The organism is Variovorax sp. Soil_C_12, assembly GCF_057657375.1.
In genome coordinates, this window is sequence record NZ_JBDGIO010000004.1 from 460,720 (window position 1) to 481,869 (window position 21,150).

Annotated in this window: 24 protein-coding genes; 9 read left to right on the plus strand and 15 right to left on the minus strand. The window is 68.0% G+C overall.

Going from position 1 to position 21,150, the window contains the following annotated elements; translation table 11 throughout:
* Window positions 1–98 precede the first annotated feature (98 nt).
* Window positions 99–1,052, minus strand: a complete 954-nt coding sequence (locus AC3A6X_RS14445) for an alpha/beta hydrolase (protein WP_487842825.1) — start codon at window positions 1,050–1,052, stop codon at window positions 99–101.
* Between the two features lie 23 nt (window positions 1,053–1,075).
* Entirely contained in the window at window positions 1,076–2,278 is a 1,203-nt protein-coding gene (gene purT, locus AC3A6X_RS14450) for a formate-dependent phosphoribosylglycinamide formyltransferase (protein WP_487842826.1), read from the minus strand.
* A 126-nt stretch (window positions 2,279–2,404) separates the two neighbouring features.
* Here purT and AC3A6X_RS14455 point away from each other — a divergent pair, with 126 nt between their 5' ends.
* The 6 genes from AC3A6X_RS14455 (at window position 2,405) to AC3A6X_RS14480 (ending at window position 7,475) form a co-directional block, all read left to right on the plus strand.
* Complete coding sequence (locus tag AC3A6X_RS14455; protein WP_487842827.1) at window positions 2,405–3,253, plus strand: 3-hydroxybutyryl-CoA dehydrogenase; 849 nt, start codon at window positions 2,405–2,407, stop codon at window positions 3,251–3,253.
* A 13-nt stretch (window positions 3,254–3,266) separates the two neighbouring features.
* Window positions 3,267–4,082: a crotonase/enoyl-CoA hydratase family protein gene (locus tag AC3A6X_RS14460; protein WP_487842828.1), complete on the plus strand. Its 816-nt coding sequence runs from the start codon at window positions 3,267–3,269 to the stop codon at window positions 4,080–4,082.
* 191 nt (window positions 4,083–4,273) lie between these two features.
* Window positions 4,274–4,729, plus strand: coding sequence for a MarR family winged helix-turn-helix transcriptional regulator (locus tag AC3A6X_RS14465; protein WP_487842829.1), 456 nt, complete (start codon window positions 4,274–4,276; stop codon window positions 4,727–4,729).
* A 70-nt stretch (window positions 4,730–4,799) separates the two neighbouring features.
* Entirely contained in the window at window positions 4,800–5,228 is a 429-nt protein-coding gene (locus AC3A6X_RS14470; protein WP_487842830.1) for an organic hydroperoxide resistance protein, read from the plus strand.
* Window positions 5,229–5,329: 101 nt separating this feature from the next.
* Complete coding sequence (locus AC3A6X_RS14475) at window positions 5,330–6,439, plus strand: DUF2855 family protein (RefSeq protein ID WP_487842831.1); 1,110 nt, start codon at window positions 5,330–5,332, stop codon at window positions 6,437–6,439.
* Window positions 6,440–6,452: 13 nt separating this feature from the next.
* Window positions 6,453–7,475 (plus strand): serine/threonine protein kinase, encoded by a 1,023-nt coding sequence (locus tag AC3A6X_RS14480; protein WP_487842832.1) that lies wholly within the window; start codon window positions 6,453–6,455, stop codon window positions 7,473–7,475.
* A gap of 180 nt (window positions 7,476–7,655) precedes the next feature.
* Here the strand turns inward: AC3A6X_RS14480 and AC3A6X_RS14485 are convergent, their stop codons facing one another.
* The 11 genes from AC3A6X_RS14485 to AC3A6X_RS14535 all read right to left on the minus strand — a co-directional run bounded on the left by AC3A6X_RS14485 (window position 7,656) and on the right by AC3A6X_RS14535 (window position 17,898).
* Complete coding sequence (locus tag AC3A6X_RS14485; RefSeq protein WP_487842833.1) at window positions 7,656–8,912, minus strand: cytochrome P450; 1,257 nt, start codon at window positions 8,910–8,912, stop codon at window positions 7,656–7,658.
* 55 nt (window positions 8,913–8,967) lie between these two features.
* Window positions 8,968–11,013, minus strand: a complete 2,046-nt coding sequence (gene htpG / locus AC3A6X_RS14490) for a molecular chaperone HtpG (RefSeq protein WP_487842834.1) — start codon at window positions 11,011–11,013, stop codon at window positions 8,968–8,970.
* Between the two features lie 674 nt (window positions 11,014–11,687).
* Window positions 11,688–12,017, minus strand: coding sequence for a hypothetical protein (locus tag AC3A6X_RS14495; RefSeq protein WP_309966683.1), 330 nt, complete (start codon window positions 12,015–12,017; stop codon window positions 11,688–11,690).
* 89 nt (window positions 12,018–12,106) lie between these two features.
* Window positions 12,107–12,349, minus strand: a complete 243-nt coding sequence (locus AC3A6X_RS14500; RefSeq protein ID WP_487842835.1) for a hypothetical protein — start codon at window positions 12,347–12,349, stop codon at window positions 12,107–12,109.
* Window positions 12,350–12,361: 12 nt separating this feature from the next.
* Window positions 12,362–13,396 carry an MBL fold metallo-hydrolase gene (locus AC3A6X_RS14505; protein ID WP_487842878.1) on the minus strand — a complete coding sequence of 345 codons (1,035 nt, stop codon included), beginning with the start codon at window positions 13,394–13,396 and terminating at the stop codon, window positions 12,362–12,364.
* Window positions 13,397–13,520: 124 nt separating this feature from the next.
* Window positions 13,521–13,895 (minus strand): DUF4148 domain-containing protein, encoded by a 375-nt coding sequence (locus AC3A6X_RS14510; RefSeq protein ID WP_487842836.1) that lies wholly within the window; start codon window positions 13,893–13,895, stop codon window positions 13,521–13,523.
* 317 nt (window positions 13,896–14,212) lie between these two features.
* The gene (locus AC3A6X_RS14515) at window positions 14,213–14,461 is read right to left on the minus strand and encodes a hypothetical protein (RefSeq protein WP_487842837.1); all 249 of its coding nucleotides are present in this window, start codon (window positions 14,459–14,461) and stop codon (window positions 14,213–14,215) included.
* Between the two features lie 45 nt (window positions 14,462–14,506).
* Window positions 14,507–14,824: a hypothetical protein gene (locus tag AC3A6X_RS14520; RefSeq protein ID WP_487842838.1), complete on the minus strand. Its 318-nt coding sequence runs from the start codon at window positions 14,822–14,824 to the stop codon at window positions 14,507–14,509.
* Window positions 14,825–14,926: 102 nt separating this feature from the next.
* Complete coding sequence (locus tag AC3A6X_RS14525) at window positions 14,927–16,300, minus strand: sensor histidine kinase (RefSeq protein ID WP_487842839.1); 1,374 nt, start codon at window positions 16,298–16,300, stop codon at window positions 14,927–14,929.
* Window positions 16,297–16,959: a response regulator transcription factor gene (locus AC3A6X_RS14530; RefSeq protein WP_309966697.1), complete on the minus strand. Its 663-nt coding sequence runs from the start codon at window positions 16,957–16,959 to the stop codon at window positions 16,297–16,299. Before AC3A6X_RS14530 ends, AC3A6X_RS14525 begins: the two co-directional genes overlap by 4 nt.
* A gap of 171 nt (window positions 16,960–17,130) precedes the next feature.
* Window positions 17,131–17,898 carry a pseudouridine synthase gene (locus tag AC3A6X_RS14535; protein WP_487842840.1) on the minus strand — a complete coding sequence of 256 codons (768 nt, stop codon included), beginning with the start codon at window positions 17,896–17,898 and terminating at the stop codon, window positions 17,131–17,133.
* Between the two features lie 148 nt (window positions 17,899–18,046).
* On the opposite strand from AC3A6X_RS14535, the gene AC3A6X_RS14540 reads away from it, so the two are divergent.
* Window positions 18,047–18,319 carry a DUF4242 domain-containing protein gene (locus AC3A6X_RS14540; RefSeq protein ID WP_487842841.1) on the plus strand — a complete coding sequence of 91 codons (273 nt, stop codon included), beginning with the start codon at window positions 18,047–18,049 and terminating at the stop codon, window positions 18,317–18,319.
* Window positions 18,320–18,730: 411 nt separating this feature from the next.
* Here AC3A6X_RS14540 and AC3A6X_RS14545 read toward each other — a convergent pair whose 3' ends face one another.
* On the minus strand, window positions 18,731–19,195 hold the full coding sequence (locus AC3A6X_RS14545) for a hypothetical protein (RefSeq protein ID WP_487842842.1): 465 nt from the start codon (window positions 19,193–19,195) through the stop codon (window positions 18,731–18,733).
* 52 nt (window positions 19,196–19,247) lie between these two features.
* On the opposite strand from AC3A6X_RS14545, the gene AC3A6X_RS14550 reads away from it, so the two are divergent.
* Together AC3A6X_RS14550 and AC3A6X_RS14555 are read left to right on the plus strand one after the other, a co-directional pair.
* Entirely contained in the window at window positions 19,248–19,601 is a 354-nt protein-coding gene (locus tag AC3A6X_RS14550) for a hypothetical protein (protein ID WP_487842843.1), read from the plus strand.
* Window positions 19,602–19,919: 318 nt separating this feature from the next.
* Window positions 19,920–20,243 carry a hypothetical protein gene (locus AC3A6X_RS14555; protein WP_487842844.1) on the plus strand — a complete coding sequence of 108 codons (324 nt, stop codon included), beginning with the start codon at window positions 19,920–19,922 and terminating at the stop codon, window positions 20,241–20,243.
* Between the two features lie 211 nt (window positions 20,244–20,454).
* On the opposite strand, the gene kdpE is transcribed toward AC3A6X_RS14555, so the two are convergent.
* Window positions 20,455–21,147: a two-component system response regulator KdpE gene (kdpE, locus tag AC3A6X_RS14560; protein ID WP_487842845.1), complete on the minus strand. Its 693-nt coding sequence runs from the start codon at window positions 21,145–21,147 to the stop codon at window positions 20,455–20,457.
* Between the last annotated feature and the right edge of the window lie 3 nt (window positions 21,148–21,150).

The window sequence follows — 21,150 nt, forward strand, 5'->3', positions numbered from 1 at the left end:
GATCAATGAGAACGTCCCCGCGGACCTCGCGAGACCCTTTCATTGGTGACGCCAGTGCGTGAACCGTTCCACGCGGTCGGGGTCCACGCCCCGCCCGCTCAGCGCGCAGCTCCGCTTCCGAGCGCGCGCCGTACTTCGGCCGCACACATCGACACCGCCGCATTCGCCTCATCGATCAGCCGGCCCATGGTGATGAAGCCGTGGATCTGCCGCTCGAAGCAGACGTACGCCGCGCGATTGCCGGCCGCGGTCAGGGCGCGCGCATAGTCCAGCCCTTCGTCGCGCAAGGGGTCGTAGCCGGCCGTCAGCACCAGAGCCGGCGGCAGGCGCGAGAGGTCGGGGTGCAGCAGCGGCGAGGCGCGCCAGTCGAGGTCGTGCGCCGGATCGGCGATGTAGTGATCGTGGAAGTAGCGGATGCTGTCGCTGGTCAGCACATAGCCCTGGCCATTGGTGGTGTGCGAAGCGTGCCCGCGGCGCATGTCGGTGGCGGGATAGATCAGCAGCTGGAAAGCGATGGGCAGGTCGCCGGCATCGCGCGCCGCGATCGCGACCACGGCCGCGAGGTTGCCTCCGGCGCTGTCGCCGCCGACGGCGAGGCGGCTGGCATCGACGCCGAGCGCCAACGCTTGATCGTGTACCCAGCGCGTAGCGGCCAGCGCATCGTCCACCGCGGCGGGGAAGCGGTGCTCAGGCCCCATGCGGTAATCGACCGCCACCAGCGCGCAGCCCGAGAGATTGCAGAGCTCGCGGCACAGCGTGTCGTGCGTGTCGAGATCGCCGATGGTCCAGCCGCCGCCGTGGTAATAGACCAGCACCGGCAACACGGCATCGCTCGCGCTGCCGAGCGGGCGGTAGTAGCGCAAGGGGATCGCGCCATGCGGGCCCGGCGCATTCAGCTCGCGCACTTCGGCCACCTCGCCCGGCTCGGGCTGCGTGACGGCGCGGCGCTCGCGGTAGAACTTGCGCGCATCGGCCGGCGTCAGCGTGTGGGTGGGCGGCACCTTGCGCTCGATGAGCAGATCGATGAAGGCCTGGGCCTGGGGGTGCAGCATGGCGGGACTCCTTTGGCGGGAATTCAGGCAGCGCGCGGCTTGACGCGCGAGGCGGCTTCCTTGGCGTTGCGGCGCGCGGTCTCGATGTCGCCGGCACGCGCCAGGGCCACGCCCATGCGCCGCTTGACGAAGCTTTCGGGCTTGCCGAACAGGCGCAGCTCGCTGCCGGGCACCTGCAACGCATGGTCGACGCCCTCGAAGACGATGCCCTGGGCGTCCGCGCCGCCATAGATCACGGCGCTGGCGCCCGGGCTCTTGAGCGTGGTGTCCACCGGCAGGCCGAGGATGGCGCGGGCGTGCAGCTCGAACTCGTTCTGCCACTGCGTGGTCATGGTCACCATGCCGGTGTCGTGCGGCCGCGGACTCACCTCGCTGAACCAGACCTGCTCGCCCTTGACGAAGAGCTCGACGCCGAACAGGCCCTGGCCGCCGAGGTCGGCCGTCACGGCCTGGGCGATGCGCTGGGCTTTCTCCAAAGCGGCGGGCGACATCGGGTGCGGCTGCCAGCTCTCGACATAGTCGCCGCTGACCTGCACGTGGCCGATGGGTTCGCAGAACTGCGTCTGCACCGTGGCGTCGGCAGCGAGGGCGCGCACGGTCAGCAGCGTGATCTCGTAGTCGAAGTCGATGAAGCCCTCGACGATCACGCGGCCGTGGCTCACGCGGCCGCCGGCCATCGCGTAGTCCCAGGCCTTCTGCACATCGGCCGGGCCGTCGATCTTGCTCTGGCCCTTGCCGGAGCTGCTCATCACCGGCTTGACGATGCAGGGGTAGCCGATGCCGCCGTCGATCGCGGCCTGCAGCTCGGCCAGCGAGTCGCAGAACTGGTAGGGGCTGGTGGGCAGGCCCAACGTCTCGGCCGCGAGGCGGCGGATGCCTTCGCGGTCCATGGTGAGGCGGGCGGCGCGCGCGGTCGGGATCACGCGCACCGTGCCGGCCTCCTCCAGCTGCTGCAACATGGGCGTGGCGATGGCCTCGATCTCGGGCACCACCAAGTGGGGCTTCTCGGCCTCGATCAACGCCTTGAGCTGCTCGGGATCGCTCATCGCGATGGTGCGCGCGTGGTGCGCCACCTGGTGGCCGGGGGCGTTCTCGTAGCGGTCGACCGCAATGGTCTCCACGCCCAGGCGCTGCAGGGCGATCAGCACCTCCTTACCGAGCTCGCCGGAGCCGAGCAGCATCACGCGGGTGGCGGTGGGGGACAGGGGCGTGCCGAGGGTGGTCATGGGAGGTGATCGCGGTGAAGAGGGGGAAGCCCGGCACTTTAAATCACCGCGGCTGTCACCGGTAGCAACAGGTGCGGCGCGCGCGCTGTTCCACAATCGCAGCTTTCAGTTGAAGGAGCATTTCACATGGCTATCCAGACCGTCGGCATCATCGGAGCCGGCACGATGGGCAACGGCATCGCCCAGGCCTGCGCCGTCGCGGGCGTCAACGTCGTCATGGTCGACATCGCGCAGGCCGCGGTCGACAAGGGCCTGGCCACGGTGGCGGGCAGCCTCGACCGGCTGATCAAGAAAGACAAGCTGACGGCCGAGCAGAAGGACGCGGCCCTGGCGCTGATCAAGGGCTCGACGAACTACGAGGAGCTGAAGGCCGCCCAGCTGGTGATCGAGGCCGCGACCGAGAACCACGAGCTCAAGCTCAAGATCCTCAAGCAGATCGACGCCATGCTGGCGCCCGAGGCGATCATCGCCTCCAACACCTCCTCGATCTCGATCACCCAGCTGGCCGCCGCCACCTCGCGGCCGGACCGCTTCATCGGCATGCACTTCTTCAACCCGGTGCCGATGATGGCGCTGGTGGAGATCATCCGCGGTTACCTGACCAGCGACGCCACGCACGACGCGGTGAAGGCGTTGGCCGTGGCGCTGGGCAAGTCGCCGATCACGGTGAAGAACGCGCCGGGCTTCGTGGTCAACCGCATCCTGGTGCCGATGATCAACGAGGCCTTCTTCGTGCTGGCCGAGGGGCTGGCCACGGCCGAGGACATCGATGCGGGCATGAAGCTGGGCTGCAACCAACCGATCGGGCCGCTGGCGCTGGCGGACATGATCGGCCTGGACGTGTGCCTGGCGGTGATGGAGGTCTACCTGGAGCAGTTCGGCGATTCCAAGTACCGGCCGTGCCCGCTGCTGAAGGAGATGGTGGCCGCGGGCCAGCTGGGCCGCAAGACCGGGCGCGGGGTGTACACCTACTGAACGCGGAGGCACCATGACCGCCATTCCCACCACGCCCCCACCCGAAGGCTGCATCGACACCCAGGTGCTCGGCCATGTGCTGCTGATCGGCATCAACCGCCCCGCCAAGCGCAACGGCTGGACGCCCAAGATGTTCCGCGAGCTGGCCGAGGCCTACACGCGGCTGGACGACGATCCCGCGCTGCGCGTGGGCGTGCTGCATGCCTTCGGCGATCACTTCACGGCGGGCCTCGATCTGCCCGCGGTGGCCGAATTCATGAAGCGCGGCGAGAAGGCGACCCCCGAGGGCCTGGTGGAGCCGCATGACTTCGGGCTGCCCAACTACCGCCGCCGCACGAAGCCGATGGTGGTCGCGGTCAAGGGCATCTGCTTCACGGTGGGCATCGAGCTGATGCTGGGCGCCGACATCGTGGTGGCGGCGGACAACTGCCGCTTCTCGCAGATGGAGGTGCAGCGCGGCATCATGGCCACCGGCGGCGCCACGCTGCGCATGGCCGAGCGCGCGGGGCTGGGCAATGCGATGCTGCACCTGCTGACGGCGGACGAATTCGACAGCGCCGAGGCCTATCGCCTGAACTTCGTGCAGCGGGTGGTGCCTGCGGGCCAGGAGCTGGACGAAGCACTGCGCATCGCGCAGCGCATTGCCGCCCAGGCGCCGCTGGCGGTGGTGGCGACGCGGCTCAATGTGATGAAGGCGATCGAGCAGGGCCCGCTGGCGGCGGTGCAGGATTTCATTCCGGTGCAGCAGCGGCTGGCGAACAGCGAGGATGCGGCGGAAGGGGTGCGCTCGTTCGTCGAGAAAAGGCCCGCGCGCTTCAGCGGCTGCTGATGACTTGCTCCCTCCCCTTCCGGCGGAGGGCTGGGGTGGGGGCACCGGGCGGTCGAATGGGCGCGCCGATGGATGCGTCCGGTGCCCTCACCCTAGCCCTCTCCCGGAGGGAGAGGGGACAAGACAGAGATCGGAGTCAGAAGCAAACAATTAACTTGCACGCAACTTAATTGAGTACTACAATTCAGCTCATGCCCTCCAAAGCCCCCACCGCCGACGAGATGCTCCAGCTCGACAACCAGCTCTGCTTCGCGGTCTATTCCGCCTCGCTGGCCATGACCAAGCTGTACAAGCCGCTGCTCGACAAGCTCCACCTCACCTACCCCCAGTATCTTGTGATGCTGGTGTTATGGGAGCGTGACGGCCTCATGGTGTCGGAGCTGGGCGAGCGCCTGTCGCTCGACTCGGGCACGCTGACGCCGCTGCTCAAGCGCCTCGAGGCCAACGGCCTGGTGGCACGCATCCGCGACGTGGCCGACGAGCGCCGCGTGCACATCAGCCTCACGGCCGCCGGGCGCCGACTCAAGGCGCGCGCGGCTGCCGTGCCGGCCTGCCTGATGGCCGCCAGCCAGTGCTCGATCGAAGAGCTGGTGGCGCTCACCCAGCAGCTCCAGCAACTGCGCGATCGCGTGAAGGCGGCCGCCTAGCTTTTCCGTTCCCCCACCGCTTCGGCATCGAAGCATCTTTTCCCGCAACTACCAACCTGAAGGAATCATCATGGTCAAGCAGCTCGACAAGGTCCTCTACACCGCCCAATCCCACACCACCGGCGGCCGCGACGGCGGCGCCGGCCAATCCAGCGACAACGCGCTGGAGGTCAAGCTCAACCCGCCCGGCTCCGGCAAGCCCGGCACCAACCCCGAGCAACTGTTCGCGGTCGGCTACTCGGCCTGCTTCATCGGTGCGATGAAGGCGGTGTCGCCGAAGATCAACGTCAAGGTGCCGGAAGACGTCGCGGTCGACGCCAGCGTCTCGCTCGGCCCGACGGACGGCGGCAAGGCCTACGGCATCGCCGTCAAGCTGGCGATCACGCTGCCGGGCCTGGACGACGCGCAGAAGAAGCTGCTGGTCGAGACCGCCCACCAGGTCTGCCCGTACTCGAACGCCACCCGCGGCAACATCGAGGTCGAGCTCGTGATCGCCTGATAGCGGCTCAGCCTCGCGCGGCCCGGCGCCGCGTCACCCAGGTGACGCGGGGCCGGGCTTTTTTCATGCAACGGACGCGGCTTCGCGCTAAGGTGGCTTTCATGAGCACCACCACCCAGCTGCTGATCCGCAAGGACGATCTTTCTTCCACCCGTGTGCGCACGACCGAAGAGACAGCACTGGCCGAGGGCCAGGTCCGGCTGCGCATCGACCAGTTCGCGCTCACCTCCAACAACATCACCTACGCCGCCTTCGGCGAGTCGATGAACTACTGGCAGTTCTTCCCGACCGGCGAGGAAGGCTGGGGCTGCATCCCGGTCTGGGGCTTCGCCTCGGTCGTGCAGTCGCTGCATCCAGGCGTGGCGGTAGGCGAGCGGCTCTACGGCTATGTGCCGATGGCCTCCAGCGTGGTGCTGGCGCCCGAGCGGCTTTCGCCGGCACGCTTCGCCGACGGCACGCCGCACCGGGCCGGGCTGCCGCCGGTCTACAACCAGTACTTCCGCTGCACGCGCGACCCCCTCTACACCCCCGACACCGAAGACCTGCAGGCCCTGCTGCGCCCGCTCTTCATCACCTCCTGGCTGATCGACGACTTCTTCGACGACAACGATTTCTTCGGCGCGCGGCCGGGCATCGCCCTGCTCTCCAGCGCCTCGAGCAAGACGGCCTACGGCACCGCCTTCCAGATGCACCGGCGACCTGGCATCGAGGTGGTCGGCCTGACCTCGGCAGCCAACAAGGCCTTCTGCCAGAGCCTGGGCTGCTACCACCGGGTGCTGGCCTACGAGGAGCTCGACCAGGTCGCGGCCGATGTGCCCTGCGTGTACGTGGATTTCGCCGGCGACGGCGAGCTGCGGCGCGCGATCCACACGCGCTTTTCGCAGCTGCGCCACGACTGCGTGATCGGCGGCACACACGTGGAGCAGCTCGCGCCCGCCGGCACCGCCAAGGAGCTGCCGGGGCCGCGCGCCGCTTTCTTCTTCGCGCCGGCCCAGATCAAGAAACGCACCGAGGAATGGGGCGCCGAGGGTTTCGGCCAGCGCATGGTGCAGGCCTGGCAGGGCTTTCTCGCGAAGGTGGCGCAGCCCGCGACGCCCTGGCTCACGGCCGAGCACCACGACGGCGCCGAGGCGGTGCAGGCCGCCTATGCGCAGGTGCTGTCGGGCCGGGGCGATCCGCGCGTCGGACATATCCTGTCACTCTCCAGGTAGCGACAATGGGCGGATGACTTCCGCAGAGCAAGCCACCGGCGCCCATCCCTACGAATCGCTCACGCCCGACGTGGTGCTGGACGCGCTCGCCGAATTCGGCCTCTACGGCGACGGCCGGCTGATGGCACTGAACTCCTACGAGAACCGCGTCTACCAGGCCCACCTGGAGGACGGCCGCGCGGTGGTGCTCAAGTTCTACCGGCCGGGCCGCTGGAGCGATACGCAGATCGCCGAGGAGCACCGCTTCTCGGCCGAACTGGCCGCGGCCGAGGTGCCGGCGATCGCGCCGCTCGCGCTGGAGGGCGCGACGCTGCACCACCATGGCGGCTTCGCCTTCAGCGTGAGCCCCTACCGCGGCGGGCGCCAGCCGGAGCTGGACGACTTCGAGGTGCTCGAATGGGTGGGCCGCTTCCTGGCGCGCATCCACACGGTGGGCGCGGCGCGGCCCTTCGTCGAACGCCCGGCGCTCGACCTGCAGAGCTTCGGCCTGGCCTCGCGCGACTGGCTGCTCGAGCACGAGATGATCCCGCTGGACGTGCAGCGCGACTGGGAAAAAGCCTGCAGCGAGGCCTTCGAGATGATCGCCCTCACCGCGCTTGGCGCGGACACCTACACCGAGCTGCAGAAGCTGCGGCTGCACGGCGACGTGCACCCCGGCAACATCCTGTGGACGCCCACCGACCGCCCCGATGGCGGCCCGCACTTCGTCGACCTCGACGACACCCGCACCGGCTTCGCGGTGCAGGACCTCTGGATGTTGCTGTCGGGCGACCGCGCCCAGCGCACCGGCCAGCTCAGCGGCCTGCTCGAAGGCTACGAGCAGTTCCGGCCCTTCGACCGGCGCGAGCTGGCGCTGATCGAGCCACTGCGCACCCTGCGCCAGATCCACTACAGCGCCTGGCTCGCGCGGCGCTGGCGCGATCCGATCTTCCCGATCAACTTCCCCTGGTTCGGCTCGAGCGACTACTGGAAGGAGCAGATCCAGATGCTGCAGGACCAGTGCGAGGCGATGGCGGAGGAGCCGCTGTACGCGTGAGCTGCGACGAAGCTCTGCACCATCCTGGAAAGGCTGAAGCGTGGTCAGCGCCGCGGTGCGTCGGGTTTCTTGCCCTCTGAAGGCGCGGACCGCGCTTCTTGTCGCGAAATTTTGACCAGAACGTCCTTGATGTCGGGAATTTTGGCCTGGATTTTCTGACTGTGATCTCCAGAGGCCGCCTTAGGACTCGATCGGCAGCCCCAGGCTCAGCGGCACCCTCAGGTACCCACGAAAGCGCACGCGCCCGCCGCGCACCACCGGCCCGCTCAGCCGGTAGTCGGGAAAGCGCGCAAGAAAAGCGGCGATGGCCACGCGCGCTTCCAGCCGCGCGAGGTTCATGCCCACGCACTGGTGCGTGCCGGAACCGAAGGCCAGGTGGCGGTTGGGCGAGCGCGTGATGTCCAGCCGGTCCGGCTCTGCAAACACCGCCGGATCGCGGTTGGCCGCACCGATGCACAGCGTGATCCGCGTGCCGGGCTGCACCTCGATGCCGCCCACGCTTGTCGCCACGGTGGCAATGCGATTACCCAGCTGGTTGGAGCTTTCGAAGCGCAGGAACTCCTCGATCGCGCCGCGGATGAGCGAAGAGTCGTCCAGCAGCCGCTGCCTTTCTCCAGGCCATTCGAGCAGCGCGACGAGGCCGTTGCCGATCAGGTTGGTGGTGGTCTCGTGCCCGGCGTTGAGGATGAAGATGCAGTTCTGGTAGAGCTCGTTCTCGGTCAGCCGGTCGCCGCCGTCTTCCTCGCCCTGGATCAGCCGCGTCAGCACGTCGTGCGCCGGGTCGCCGGGGTGCCGGCGGCGCTCCAGCACCAGCCCGCGCAGGTAGGCCACCATCTCCGTCACCGCGCGATTGCCGGCGTCCAGCTGCGCCGCGCTGGGCTGCGGTTCCAACGCGCCGAGGATGGCGAGCGACCAGTGGCGCAGCGGCCCGCGCTCCTCGCGCGGCACGCCCAGCAGGTTGCCGATGACCTCCACCGGGATGGCGGCGGCGAAGTCCTCGATCAGGTCCACCTCGCCGCCGGCGTGCTGCCGCTCTTCCATGCGGTCGAGCAGGCCCGCGACGAGGTGCGTGAGCCCGTCCTCCATCGACTCGATGGCGCGCGCCGTGAGCGCCCCGGCGATCAGCCCGCGCACGCGCGTGTGCAGCGGCGGGTCGTTGAACACCAGGCTGGTGGTGTGGTGCTCGTAGAGCGGGCTGCCGACGCCGTACTTGGGCGCGTACTCGGCGCGCTTGTCGGAGCTGAAGGCGTGCGTGTCCTTGTAGACCGCCACGCAATCGGCATGGCGCGTGAGCAGCAGCGAGCCGTCGGGCATGCGGCGCACCGGCGTCGCGTCGCGCAGCGCCGCATACCAGGGGTAGGGGTTCTCGTAGAAGGCCGTGCCGGGACTTCGCAGGTCGAAGCCCGAGAGATCGACGACACAAGGCTCGGCGTTCATGGATCGCCCCCGTGCGGGATTCGGGCCGGCCGGCGGCGCGGCCTCGGGTCCCCGCCTAGACCAGCAGTGCGTTCACTCGCCGCACATAGGCGGCGGGGTCGGCCGGCAGGCCGCCCTCGGCGAGCAAGGCCTGGTCGAACAGGATGTTCGCCAGGTCCTCGAAGTGCGGCGAGCCCTCCAGCTTTTTCACCAGCGGGTGCTCGGCATTCACCTCCAGCACCGGCTTGACTTCCGGCGCCGGCTGGCCGGCCTGCTTGAGCATGCGCGCGAGCTGGGTGCTCATGCCACCGTCCTGCACCACCAGGCAGGCCGGGGAATCGACCAGGCGGGTGGTGACGCGCACATCCTCGGCCTTGTCCTTGAGGGCTTCCTTGAGCCGCTCCAGCATGGGCTTGAAGGACTCGGCGGCTTCCTCGGCCGCCTTCTTCTCGGCCTCGTCCTGCAGCTTGCCCAGGTCGACTGCGCCCTTGGCCACGCTCTGCAGCGGCGTGCCGTCGAACTCGGTCAGGTAATTGAGCGCCCACTCGTCGACGCGGTCGGTCATCAGCAGCACCTCGATGCCCTTCTTCCTGAAGATCTCGAGCTGCGGGCTGTTCCGGGCGGCGGCCGGGGTTTCGGCCGTGATGTAGTAGATCGCCTCCTGGCCTTCCTTCATGCGCGCCTTGTAGTCGGCGAAGCCCACGCTCACCGTGTCGCTGGTGCTGGAGGCAAAGCGCAGCAGCTTGGCGATGCGCTCGCGGTTGCCGAAGTCCTCGCCCAGGCCTTCCTTCAGCACGGCGCCGAACTCGGCATAGAACTTGGCGTACTTGCCCGATTCGTCGCCGTACTCGGCCGCGGCCTCGGCGGCCAGGGTGGTGTCGGCGTTCTTGTCGACCACGTCGGTCACGCCATCGGCCGGGTTGGGCGCGGGCACCGATTCGCCGGAGCCGATGTCGAGCTTGCCATCATCGCCGCTGCTGGTGGTGGTCTTGCGCTGCTTCTTCGCCAGGTCTTCCAGCATGCCGAGCACGCGCTTGGTGCTGCCCTCGCGGATCGCCTTCACGTCGCGGCTTTCCTGCAGCAGCTCGCGGCTCACGTTGAGCGGCAGGTCGGCCGAGTCGATCACGCCCTTGACGAAGCGCAGGTAGGTCGGCAGCAGCGCCTCGGCATCGTCCATGATGAAGACGCGCTTGACGTAGAGCTTGACGCCCGCACTCTTCTCGCGGTTCCACAGGTCCATCGGCGCCTTCGCCGGGATGTAGAGCAGCTGGGTGTACTCGGTGTTGCCCTCGACGCGGTTGTGGCTCCAGGCCAGCGGCGCCTCGAAGTCGTGGCTGATGTTCTTGTAGAACTCCGCGTACTGCTCGTCGGTGATGTCCTTCTTGGGCCGGCTCCACAGCGCGTTGGCCTGGTTGACCGGCTCCCACTCGCCGGTCTTGACCATCTGGCCGCCCTTGTTGTCCTCGCCTTCCTTCCACTCTTCCTTCTCCATGAGGATGGGCAGGGAGATGTGGTCGGAGTACTTCGAAATGATGGACTTGAGTTTCCAGAGGTTCAGGTACTCCTCGGCGTCGTCGCGCAGGTGCAGCGTGACGCTGGTGCCGCGCTGCGGCCGGGCGATGGTGTCGACCTCGAAGTCGCCGGCACCGGCGCTGACCCAGCGCACGCCTTCTTCCGCCGGCAGGCCGGCGCGGCGCGACTCGACGGTGATCTTGTCGGCCACGATGAAGCCCGAATAGAAGCCCACGCCGAACTGGCCGATCAGCTGCGCGTCGGCCTTCTGGTCGCCCGAGAGCTTGCTCATGAACTCCTTGGTGCCGCTCTTGGCGATCGTGCCCAGGTTGTCGATGGCTTCCTGCTGCGACAGGCCGATGCCGTTGTCGGCGATGGTGAGGGTCTTGGCGGCCGGGTCGAAGGACACGCGCACTTCCAGCGTGGGCTGGTCCTCGTAGAGCGCCGGCTGGTCGATGGCCTCGAAGCGCAGCTTGTCGCAGGCGTCGGAGGCGTTCGAGATCAGCTCGCGCAGGAAGATTTCCTTGTTGGAGTAGAGGGAGTGCGTGACCAGGTGAAGCAGCTGGGCGACTTCGGCCTGGAAGGGGAGTTTGGTCTTGGAAAGCGTCATGACTCGGTAAGAAACAGGTGAAAGGCGTCGCCTTGGGCGAACCGAGAACTTTACAAGAGCGCGCCAGCGGGAGCCACGGGGCGCTCGAATGCGCCGCCCCGCGAGCAAGCCGTCTGAACGTCGCAAGCGCGCGACGCTTGCAAATGAAATACATCGTTAGTTTTTAACGGAAGTACTCATTCGGCAGTCGTTTGCGAACTCAACCCCACCGTGCCGGTGACGGCCGGCGCCCTGGCGACGGCCACCACCGGCTTCACCAATGCCGCCACCCGGCCTTCAACACCGCTTCCGCCGGCGGCGCCTCGGCGACGCCCACCACCCTGGCGGCCTCCGGCGGGCTGGTTCGCCGGGACGGCGCCTCGTATTTACTTTCGGATACATCGCCGCCTCGACGGGGAACGGGGCTTCAACATTTCCCTCTTGCTGCCGATATCCGGTAGTCGGGCGTCGAGGGGACGCACGGCGATCTTCATTTGCCGGGTGCCGTATGTCCGCCAGCGTGTTTTCCAGGGGTGTCTGCATGAAAAGCGCGCTGTCCGCGATGCTCCTGCTGCCGCTGGCTTGGTGCTGAACGGCCGCGAGTTTCGCTTCAACCCAGGTCGGCGAGAGCACGCTGAAAGTGCCGGCGGCGCCCTCGGCGCTCTACGTGGTGCACGGGCCCTAGCGAGCCCCGCTCAGTGGGTGTTGCCCGATGGCGGCATCGGCGCCGTGGTCTGCCCCGGCAGTTCGGTGCCGCTCGCATGCGAGGCGGCGACCGCGCCTGCATAGACATCGGTGTCGGACACCTTGGAGGCCATCGCCGGCGCGCTGGTCGACTGCCCGATGGACTCGGTGCCGGCCGGACGGGCGGCCGCCATGGCGCCGGCCTGCACGTCGGGGTTGACGGGCGAATTCATCATGAGCGGGTGGTAGTCGGAGCCGTCGGTGGTCTCCTGCGCCTGGGCGCCGAGCGCGGCGAACGCGATGGCGGCGAAGAGCGGCAGGAAGCGGGTGGATGCAGGCATGGTTGTCTCCGCGACAAAGGGCGGGATCTCGCCGCAGGCGCGACATGCGCCACGGCAGAAGCCGCTCGTGCCACTCTAGGAAGCCGGACTTAGGGCAGCCTGACCACAGCGCCGCGCGAAGGCGGCGATCTCTCGGGGTCGTGCCATGCATGCCATGCGTCCCCTGCCCGGCACGCCGCCGATGCCGGCGCAGCCGCTTGGGGCTGCGCCACCATGGCGCCGCTGGCAAAACCCGCGGCCAGCGCGACGGCTGCAGCGCCGAGCATGCGGCGGTGGGCGGCGCCGGGTCCGGCGCCGCCGATGGTGCTGCGATCCCAAGCCGCTTGCGACATCTGCGTTCCTCCTCAATCGGCCACAGGCCACCAGGCCGTCGTGACGAGCGGCGGCGCATTCATGTCGACCGGCTCGCCGATGCGCGGCGTCACCACCGGGACCTCGCGCGCCGAGGCCAGCGCGGCGATGCGCGTCAGCGGGTCGTGCCAGTCGTGCAGCGCCAGGTCGAAGGTGCCGTTGTGTACCGGCATCAGGCGCTTGCCGCGCAAGTCCAGGTGGGCCTGCAGCGTTTCCTCGGGCTGCATGTGCACGCCGGACCACTGGCGGTCGTAGGCGCCGCACTCGATCAGCGTGAGGTCGAAGGGCCCGTACCTTTCGCCGATGGCCTTGAAGCCGTCGAAGTAGCCGGTGTCGCCGCTGAAGAAGAGCCTGAAGTCGTCCGCCTGGACCACCCACGAGGCCCACAGCGTGGGGTTGTCGCTGAACAGGCCGCGGCCCGAGAAATGCTGCGCCGGCGTGGCGACGAAGCGAACGCCCTCCACCGTGGTGGATTGCCACCAGTCCAGCTGCCGCACCTTGGCCGGGTCGACGCCCCATTCGACCAGCAGATCGCCCACGCCCAGCGGCGCCACGAAATGCCCGACCCGGCCCGCCAGCTGCGCGATCGCGGCTTTGTCGAGATGGTCGTAGTGGTCGTGCGAGAGCAGCACGCCCTCGATCGGCGGCAGCTCGTCGATCGTGATCGGCGGCGGGTGAAAGCGCTTCGGCCCGGCCCATTGCACGGGCGAGGCGCGCTCGGAGAACACCGGGTCGGTCAGCCAGAAGGCGCCCTTGAGCTTCATCAGCACCGTCGAGTGGCCGAGGCGCACCACGGTCCGGTCGGGCGCGGCCAGCAGTTGCTCGCGCGTGAGGCGGGCCACCGGCAGCGGCGCGGCGGGCGCGGCCTCGGCCGGCTTGTCGAACAGCATGCGCCAGACGACGCGGGGCGCCTCGCGCCAGCCGACCGTCTTCGGCGTCACGGGATTGCGGAAGCCGCCGTCGCGGAACTGCGGCGAATCGGCACGGCCGGCGGCATTGCCGCAGGCGCTCAGTCCAAGCGTGGTCATGGTGGCGATGAGGATGAGGAACAGCGCGGCCGCAGCACGGCGCGCGCGGGGAAGACGGGGCGAAGGCACAGGCGGCTTGCCGGCCCGGCGGGGATTTGTGGACCCGCGCCGGGCTGGCGGCGGATCAGAGCCGGCTGCCGCCGTTGGCGTTGGAGGTGCGCACATCCATCGGATGCGGCATGGTCGAGATGACCTTGCTGTTCACGCGCGAACCGGAGGACACGTTCTGGTCCGGCGCCGCGGCCGCGCGCATGGCTTCCTGCGCCACGGCCTTCGAATCGGCGACCGCCTTGAAGGGCTCCGCGCCGCGCGAGCCGCGCACCACGTTCTGGTTGGGGGCGGAGGCGGTGCGGACGGCTTCCGCGTCCATGTCGGCGCGGCTCAGGGCCGAAGCGTGCGTGAGCACGCCGTCGTAGCTTTCGGCCTGGGCGGCCACCGAGGCCAGGCCCGCGAGGGCGCTCAGGGTGGTGACGGCGAGGAACTTCAGGGAGGCTTGCATGGCGATGAACTCCGGGTGATTGGGGTCTGTTGACATACAAATCACCCCCGCCCCGGCCCTTCGGGTGAGGCCCCAGAGAGGGCCCACTCGTCGTTGCCAATGCTCGCTGTGCCACCAGCCCAGCTGCGCTTGGCGCCTAGATTGGGCCCTCTCTGGGCCTCACGCGGGGGTGATTTGTATGTCAACAGACCCTACAGGTCTCGCGCCGGGTGCGACATGCGTCTCGGCTGACCTGGGATGCACTCTAGGCAGCCACACTGAGCCGATCGTTAGGGAAAACTTAGCCGAGTCTTAGCCCCTCGGCAGGCGCCTCGAATTCAGGCGCGGGCGACGGAAAGCAAGCCGTCGATGGCGTGGACAACGCCGCGTCGCGCCTCGGGCGTGGGCGCGCCTTCGACCAGCAACTGGCGGATCAGGCCCAGCGTGTTGAGCAGCTCCGCCTCCATGTCCGTCAGCAGCGGGATCACCTCGTACTTGGGGTAGTGGCCACGTGCGCCCAGCGGGCGGCCGGGGCCGGAGAGATCCACGTCGTAGCCTTCGTAAATTGCTTCGGTTTGGGTCTTCATGGTCTTGGTTTGCCGAAATCCGCCGGGGCGGAGATTGCCAACGCTTCAGCTCAGCTGCATCAGCTCCGAGAGCCGGCGGCCGACCGCCTGCATCCGCGAGCGCTTTTCGCCGGCGCGGCGCTCGGCCAGTTGCTCAAGCGCCATCGCCACGGACTCCGCGCCCTGGTCGCCCTCCTCCAGCCGACGGCGCCACTTCTGCGCGAGCGCCGACAACTGCTCGCTGTCGAGGCGCTTCGGCGGCAGATCCGGCGCGGGCTGCTGGGCGCGCGCTCGCCTTCCGCCCGGGGGCGGCAGCGTGGCGCGCAGCAAGCGGAGGAGGCCGTTGGACGACCACTGGGCGTTGGGGTCGGAGTGATGTTGCATGTAATACATTGTGCCTAGTTAAACACAAAGTAACAAGCGCACTTCTTCACTTTTTTACTACTTTCGCCTGCACCCCCACGGCAGGCTCGTTTTACACCTTCATCAGGCCGGCAGGTAGACCCGGGCGATCAGCCCGGTGCCGCCCTCCTCCTGCTCGCTGCGGTTGCTGAGCGCGATGCGCAGGCCGTGGCGCAAGGCCGCGGTGCGCGCAATCGCCAGGCCCAGGCCGCTGCCGCCGGCCGAGGTGCCGGGCACGCGGAAGAAGCGGTCGAACACGCGCGTCATGAACTCCGGCGGGATGCCCGGCCCGTTGTCGACCACGTCCACCACCGGCTGGCCCTGCACCTCGTGCAGGCGCACGTCGACCACCCCGCCCTCGGGCGCGTGGCGCAGGGCGTTGTCGATCAGGTTGTCGAACACGCTGCGCAGCTCGGCCGCGGGGGCGCTGACCACCGGCGTCACGGTGCCGTCGAAGCCGACGTCGATGTGGCGCCGGTCCGCCACCACCATCAGCTGGCCGAGGCTCTCGCGCAGCAGCGCGGCGACGTCGACCGGCTCGGCGCTCGCCGCCGGCGCGGCGCTCTCCTGGCGCGACAGGCGCAGCAGCTGCTCGATCAGGTGCTGGGCGCGCGTGACGCCGGCCTCGAGCTGCGCGAAGCGCTCGGCGGCATCGCCGGGCGGAACGTGCGCACGCAGGTTCTCCAGCTGCAGGCCGATGGCGGCGACCGGCGTGCGCAGCTCGTGCGCCGCGTCCTGCACGAAGCGGCGCTGGGCGGCGAAGGCGTCGCGCAGGCGCGCCAGCAGGCTGTTGAAGGAGCTCACCAGCGGCGCGATCTCGTCCGGCACGCGCGTCAGCGAGAGCTCGGAGAGGCTGCGCTCGTCCTGCGCCGCCACCTCGCGCGCCACCGCGTGCAGCGAATAGGAGCTGAGCCACACCACCAGCCACAGCACCGCCAGCGAGACCGGCAGCAGGAGCGCGATCGGCAGCGCCGCGAAGAGGGCACGGTGGGCGACCTCGTGGCGCATGAAGCTGCCGCTCTGCGCGATCTGCACGCGCGGCTGGTTGGCGCGCGGGCCGGCCTCGGCGGTGTAGACGCGCCACTCCTCGTCGCTGCCGGCGCCGGTGCGCACGTTGCGCAGGCCAGGCTCGGCTTGCAGCGGCACCGCGAGCTTGGGCCAGGAACTGGCCAGCAGCCGGCCGTCGGGGCTCCAGATCTGGACGATGAAGGAACCCCATTTGAAGACGCTCTGGTCCGCCAGCGGCAGCAGTGCCGGCGTGCTGTCGTTGGCCGCGTAGGAGTTGGCCAGGAGCTGCATCTGGTCGTCCATGAAGGTGTGGACCATGCGCCCGTAGCTCATGTAGGAGGCCCAGCCCGTGACGCCGGCCGCGATCAGGTGCAGCGAGACCAGCCACAGCAGCAGCTTGGCCCGCAGCGAGCAGGGCATGTACCAGGGGCGCGGATTCATCTTCTTCATGCTGCTGCCGCCACCCGCCATCCGAGCCCACGCACGTTGCGGATCGCATCGGGCCCGAGCTTGCGCCGCATGCCGTGGATCAGCACGTCCACTGCGTTGCTGGTGACCTCCTCGCCCCAGCCGTAGATGCGGTTCTCCAGCTGCTCGCGCGACAGGATGGCGCCGGGCCGCTCCAGCAGCGCATGCAGCAGCGCGAACTCGCGCGCGGTGAGGGCCTCGCGCGTGCCGTTGCGCAGCACTTCGCGCGTGGTCAGGTCCAGCTGCAGGCCGGTGCCGCCGATCACCGAATGCGCGGCGCCGTCGCGGCGGCGGATCACCGCACGCATGCGCGCCAGCAGCTCGCGGAATTCGAAGGGCTTGAGCAGGTAGTCGTCGGCGCCGAGGTCCAGGCCCTGGATGCGGTCTTCCAGGCCGTCGCGTGCGGTGAGCACCAGCACCGGCGTGGTGTCGCCGCGCTCGCGCGCCCGTCGCAGCACCTCGGTGCCGTCCTGCTTGGGCAGGCCGAGGTCGAGCAGCACGCAGGTGTAGCCGCCGTCGGCGAAGGCGCTCTGCGCCAGCGCGCCGTCGCGCACCCAGTCGACCGACCAGCCGGCGCCTTCGAGCGCATGCCGCAGGCTGCTCCCGATCATCTCGTCGTCTTCCACCAGCAGCGTGCGCACGGCGCCTCCTTTTCGCGAAGCAATGAAGGCTACACGCGGATTCTTAGCGTGTCATGAGGCCCGATGATCCGCCAGTCCGCTGAATCACTGAAATCGGTCGGTGCTGTCCACCCGAGACGGGCGCGCTGCGGCGTGGGCGTCCCTCACCGCCCATTTCAATGATTCAGCGGACTAGAAGCGCTCGTGTGGCCCCAGATAGCGCCACAGTCCCACGGGCAGGTGCCCCAGCACCACGCGCCCGATGCGGATGCGCTTCAAGCCCACCACCTTGAGCCCGACCTGCTCGCACATGCGGCGGATCTGGCGCTTCTTGCCCTCGGTCAGCACGAAGCGCAGCTGCTCGGGGTTCTGCCAGTCGACCAGCGCCGGCTTGAGCGGCTGGCCGTCCAGGCTCAGGCCATGGCGCAGGCGCTGCAGCTGCTCGCGCGGGAAGGTGGCCTGCGGGTTCTGCGCCACCTCGCCGTAGCTCACGCGCACCAGGTATTCCTTCTCCATGCCCGAGTCCTCGCCGATCAGCTGGCGTGCGACGCGGCCGTCCTGCGTGAGCACCAGGAGGCCCACCGAGTCGATGTCCAGCCGGCCGGCCGGCGCCAGGCCGCGCAGCTGGGGCGGCGAGAAGCGCAGGCGGCTCGGGTCCTCGCGCCAGTGCGTGCGCGGGTTGATCAGCACCACGGCCGGCTCGTGACCGTCCTCGGCCTGCCCGCTGACATAACCCATGGGCTTGTGCAGCAGGATGGTGACCTGTTGCTGCTGCTGGTTCTGCGCCTTGCGATCGACCTCGATGCGGTCGGCAGGGCCGACCTTGAGGCCCATCTCGGCGATCCGGCCGTTGACCTTGACCCAGCCCTGCGCGATCCAGTCGTCGGCCTCGCGGCGCGAGCACATGCCGAGCTCGGCCATGCGCTTGTTGAGTCGGGTCGGTTCGGGGCTGTCGGACATGGGGCGAAGGCTGGGCAGGCGGCGCGCCATTGTCCGCCATTCGACAGAGCCGGCACCGAAGGCACTGGCCGGATGGTAAGTCGCAATTCCACCCGCCGGCGACCATACTGCAACGACCCCGTTCGCCACCCCCCATCGGAGAAACAACATGCCACGCTATGTCATCGAACGCACGCTCCCTGGCGCCGGAAAGCTGTCGGAGCGCGACCTCAAGGCCCTGTCCATCAAGTCCAACGGCGTCCTGCGCGAACTCGGGCCCGAGATCAACTGGGTCGAGAGCTTCGTGACCGACGACAAGCTCTACTGCGTCTACATCGCGCCCAACGACGAGATGATCCGCGAGCATGCCAAGCGCGGCGGCTTCCCGGCCGACAGCGTGGCGCGGGTGCACGCCATCATCAGCCCGACGACGGCGGAGTGAGCGAGGGCCGTATGGGGTCGTCGGCGTAGACGCAGCCCCACGCTCTCCACTTTGATCGCACGATTTGCCGGCGACACCGAATCGTTTCTGATTCCGACGCACGTGAATGCCTGGAAGTGTTCCTTCCTGCATTCCTGGACGAAGCAGGCCGTGGCCGAACGCTGATCGCAACGACCGCGGGGTCGTGGTGGAACGCCCCAGTTGAACGAATTGAGCGACGAAGGGCATCTGGATGCTTCCTCCCCATCGCGATCCTCACCTGCTATAGCGGACTGAAGGGAACCGATGCGCAGGCACTGTTACGCAGTTAAGCGAGGGTCGGGGCCGGACACGGCCGTGCTTCCACTCGTTGTTCCACATGCAAAAAAAGCAACCAGAAAACACCACACATCATGGATTCCACCACACGGTCTATCTCACGGCATTCGTCCAGCTCGACCACATCCGAGGAAGAGCGGTCCTCGAAGCGCCGGAAAACCGAAAACGCCCCTTTGACGCTCTCTGATTCGCCCACACCGCCGCAGACTGATCCGCTTCCGCTGCCACGCGCAGGCAGCACTTCACACACGCGCGCAACTCGTCCACAGTGAAGTGCGGCAGCAAGGATGAGACCTGTTTGGAGAAACGCGACAGCAGATCTGGACGGATCTTGCAATGAGCCAGGGTCAGCGCGCTGAGCCAGTCTTGGATGTCGCCCATCGTTTTGACGTCTCCCAGCACGGCAAGTAGTTGCGTGGGACAGGCGTTTTCATCCGTGCTTCCCGACTTCTCTACAAAGTCGCGGAAGGCCTTGAGGCGTTCGCCGACGGATGGGTTGTACAGCCACGATTCGCTAGCCTTGCAGGAGCTGGGGTTTGGCATCGGATCGGGTGACACGCTGGTAGTTCAGATAGAGGCCACTCCAATTGCGCTCGAGGCAAACGAGCTCATGGTGATCGACACGGGGACTGATCGCTATGCGATCCAGGCCCCAGGTGCAACGATGCACGACACACCTTTCCTGAGTCGCGACCTGGTGACGCTGGCGACAGCGCACACGATCCGGAGAGAGGGAACTGACTGGATGCTGCCCGAGTATTTCGGACCGGAAGGGGCCCCAGAGGTCCTGTTGAAATTGGCGCTAATCGACAAAGGGTTCTCCGCCCGCTTTCGACCAATGCTGGCCAACTATCCGTGGATGAAAGTGGAGGCCACCAGCAGGCGCAAGCTCCGTTCCGGCGAAGACGGAGTCGAACCCGGGAAACCTGAAGCTACTGGAGGGCGTCCACGCGCAGTTGCATAAGCGGGCGACAGTCCAACTGGCAAGCGTGGGCCAGGGAATGGCGCCTTGCTTTGCCCAGCATATCGACCTGTCGGGGATGCCCTTGCAATTGCTTACCATGGCTTCCCGAATGGCGCCCTCGACACGGGTTCTTGCGGGGCTCGCCCAGTTGATATTAGCCAGCTTGCCGGCTTACCCGGAGGATGTCCAGGCACAGACCCTGATCGGCGTGTTGTCGATGACTTTCGGTCCAAAGAACGAGGAAATTCTCCGGACGAGGAGGCGAGTGGGCTTCTTGCGGCGCTGCAGTTGCATCACGCCGTGAGCGATGAGCCGACCTTGCTGATCAACGACCCGTTCGGCGAGCGCTATGTCGCATGGTCCATCACTGACATACGCTTGCTAGGCGCCCTGTCCAGACGGACCGCGACGCCTTCCTCTATGCCTTCAGGGCTCGTGGACTGTTTGGTGGATCTCTTGAAACAGCTCTGCTCGGTGTCTGTCATGGGCTACCGCTTCGCGACCGTGCAGTTCATGAGTGTCTTTTCGACCAAGGTCCTGCAATCCGCGTTTCTTCGACTCACGCCCGATGAGCAGGGATTGATGTTGAGCCGGGTCTACGCCCCGAATGCCAGGCGAAGTGGCGGGATCACATGCAGTTGATCCAGATCTTCGCGATGAATACAGACATTCCTGCCCACCATCGAAGAAGCATCCTGACGCTCATCGCGGGCTATGGGGACCAATCTGCCGAATGCAAGGGCTTCGTGGATGAACTGCGTACCCGGATTTCGCCATATTCTTAACTCCAGTCCCTTTGGAATCATCCGCTCAAGGCGATGAAGATCGAAGGACGTTGAAAGGGGTGGCCCCCTCAGGGCACCAGCCGGTAGCCGACCGCGGTTTCCGTCAACAGGTGCCGCGGCTGCGCCGGATCGGCTTCCAGCTTCTGGCGCAGGTGGCCCATGTAGATGCGCAGGTAGTGGCTCTGCCCGGCATGCGACGGGCCCCACACCTCGCGCAGGAGCTGGCGCTGCGTGAGCACGCGGCCGGCATTGGCGACCAGCACCGAGAGCAGCCGGTACTCGGTGGGCGTCAGGTGCACCTCGGTGCCGGCGCGCCGCACCAGGCGGGCCAGGCGATCGACCTCGACCTCGCCGAAGCGGAACACCGGCTCGGCCTCCTCGCCCCCGTTGGCGGTGCGCGGCCGGCGCAGGTTGGCGCGCACGCGGGCCAGCAGCTCGCCGGTGCCGAAGGGCTTGGTGAGGTAGTCGTCGGCGCCGGCATCGAGCGCCGCGATCTTGTCGGCCTCGTCGGTGCGCGCCGAGAGCACGATGATGGGGACGCCCGACCAGCCGCGCACGTCGCGGATCAGCGCCACGCCATCACCGTCGGGCAGGCCCAGGTCCAGCACCAGCAGGTCGGGTTGCCGCGTGCCGGCCGCCGCCAGGCCGTCGCGCAGCGTCCCGGCCTCATGCACCTGCCAGCCTTCGGCCTCCAGCGCGCCGCGCACGAAGCGCCGGATCTGGGGCTCGTCTTCGATCACGATGGCGGTGGGGCTGGGCATGGC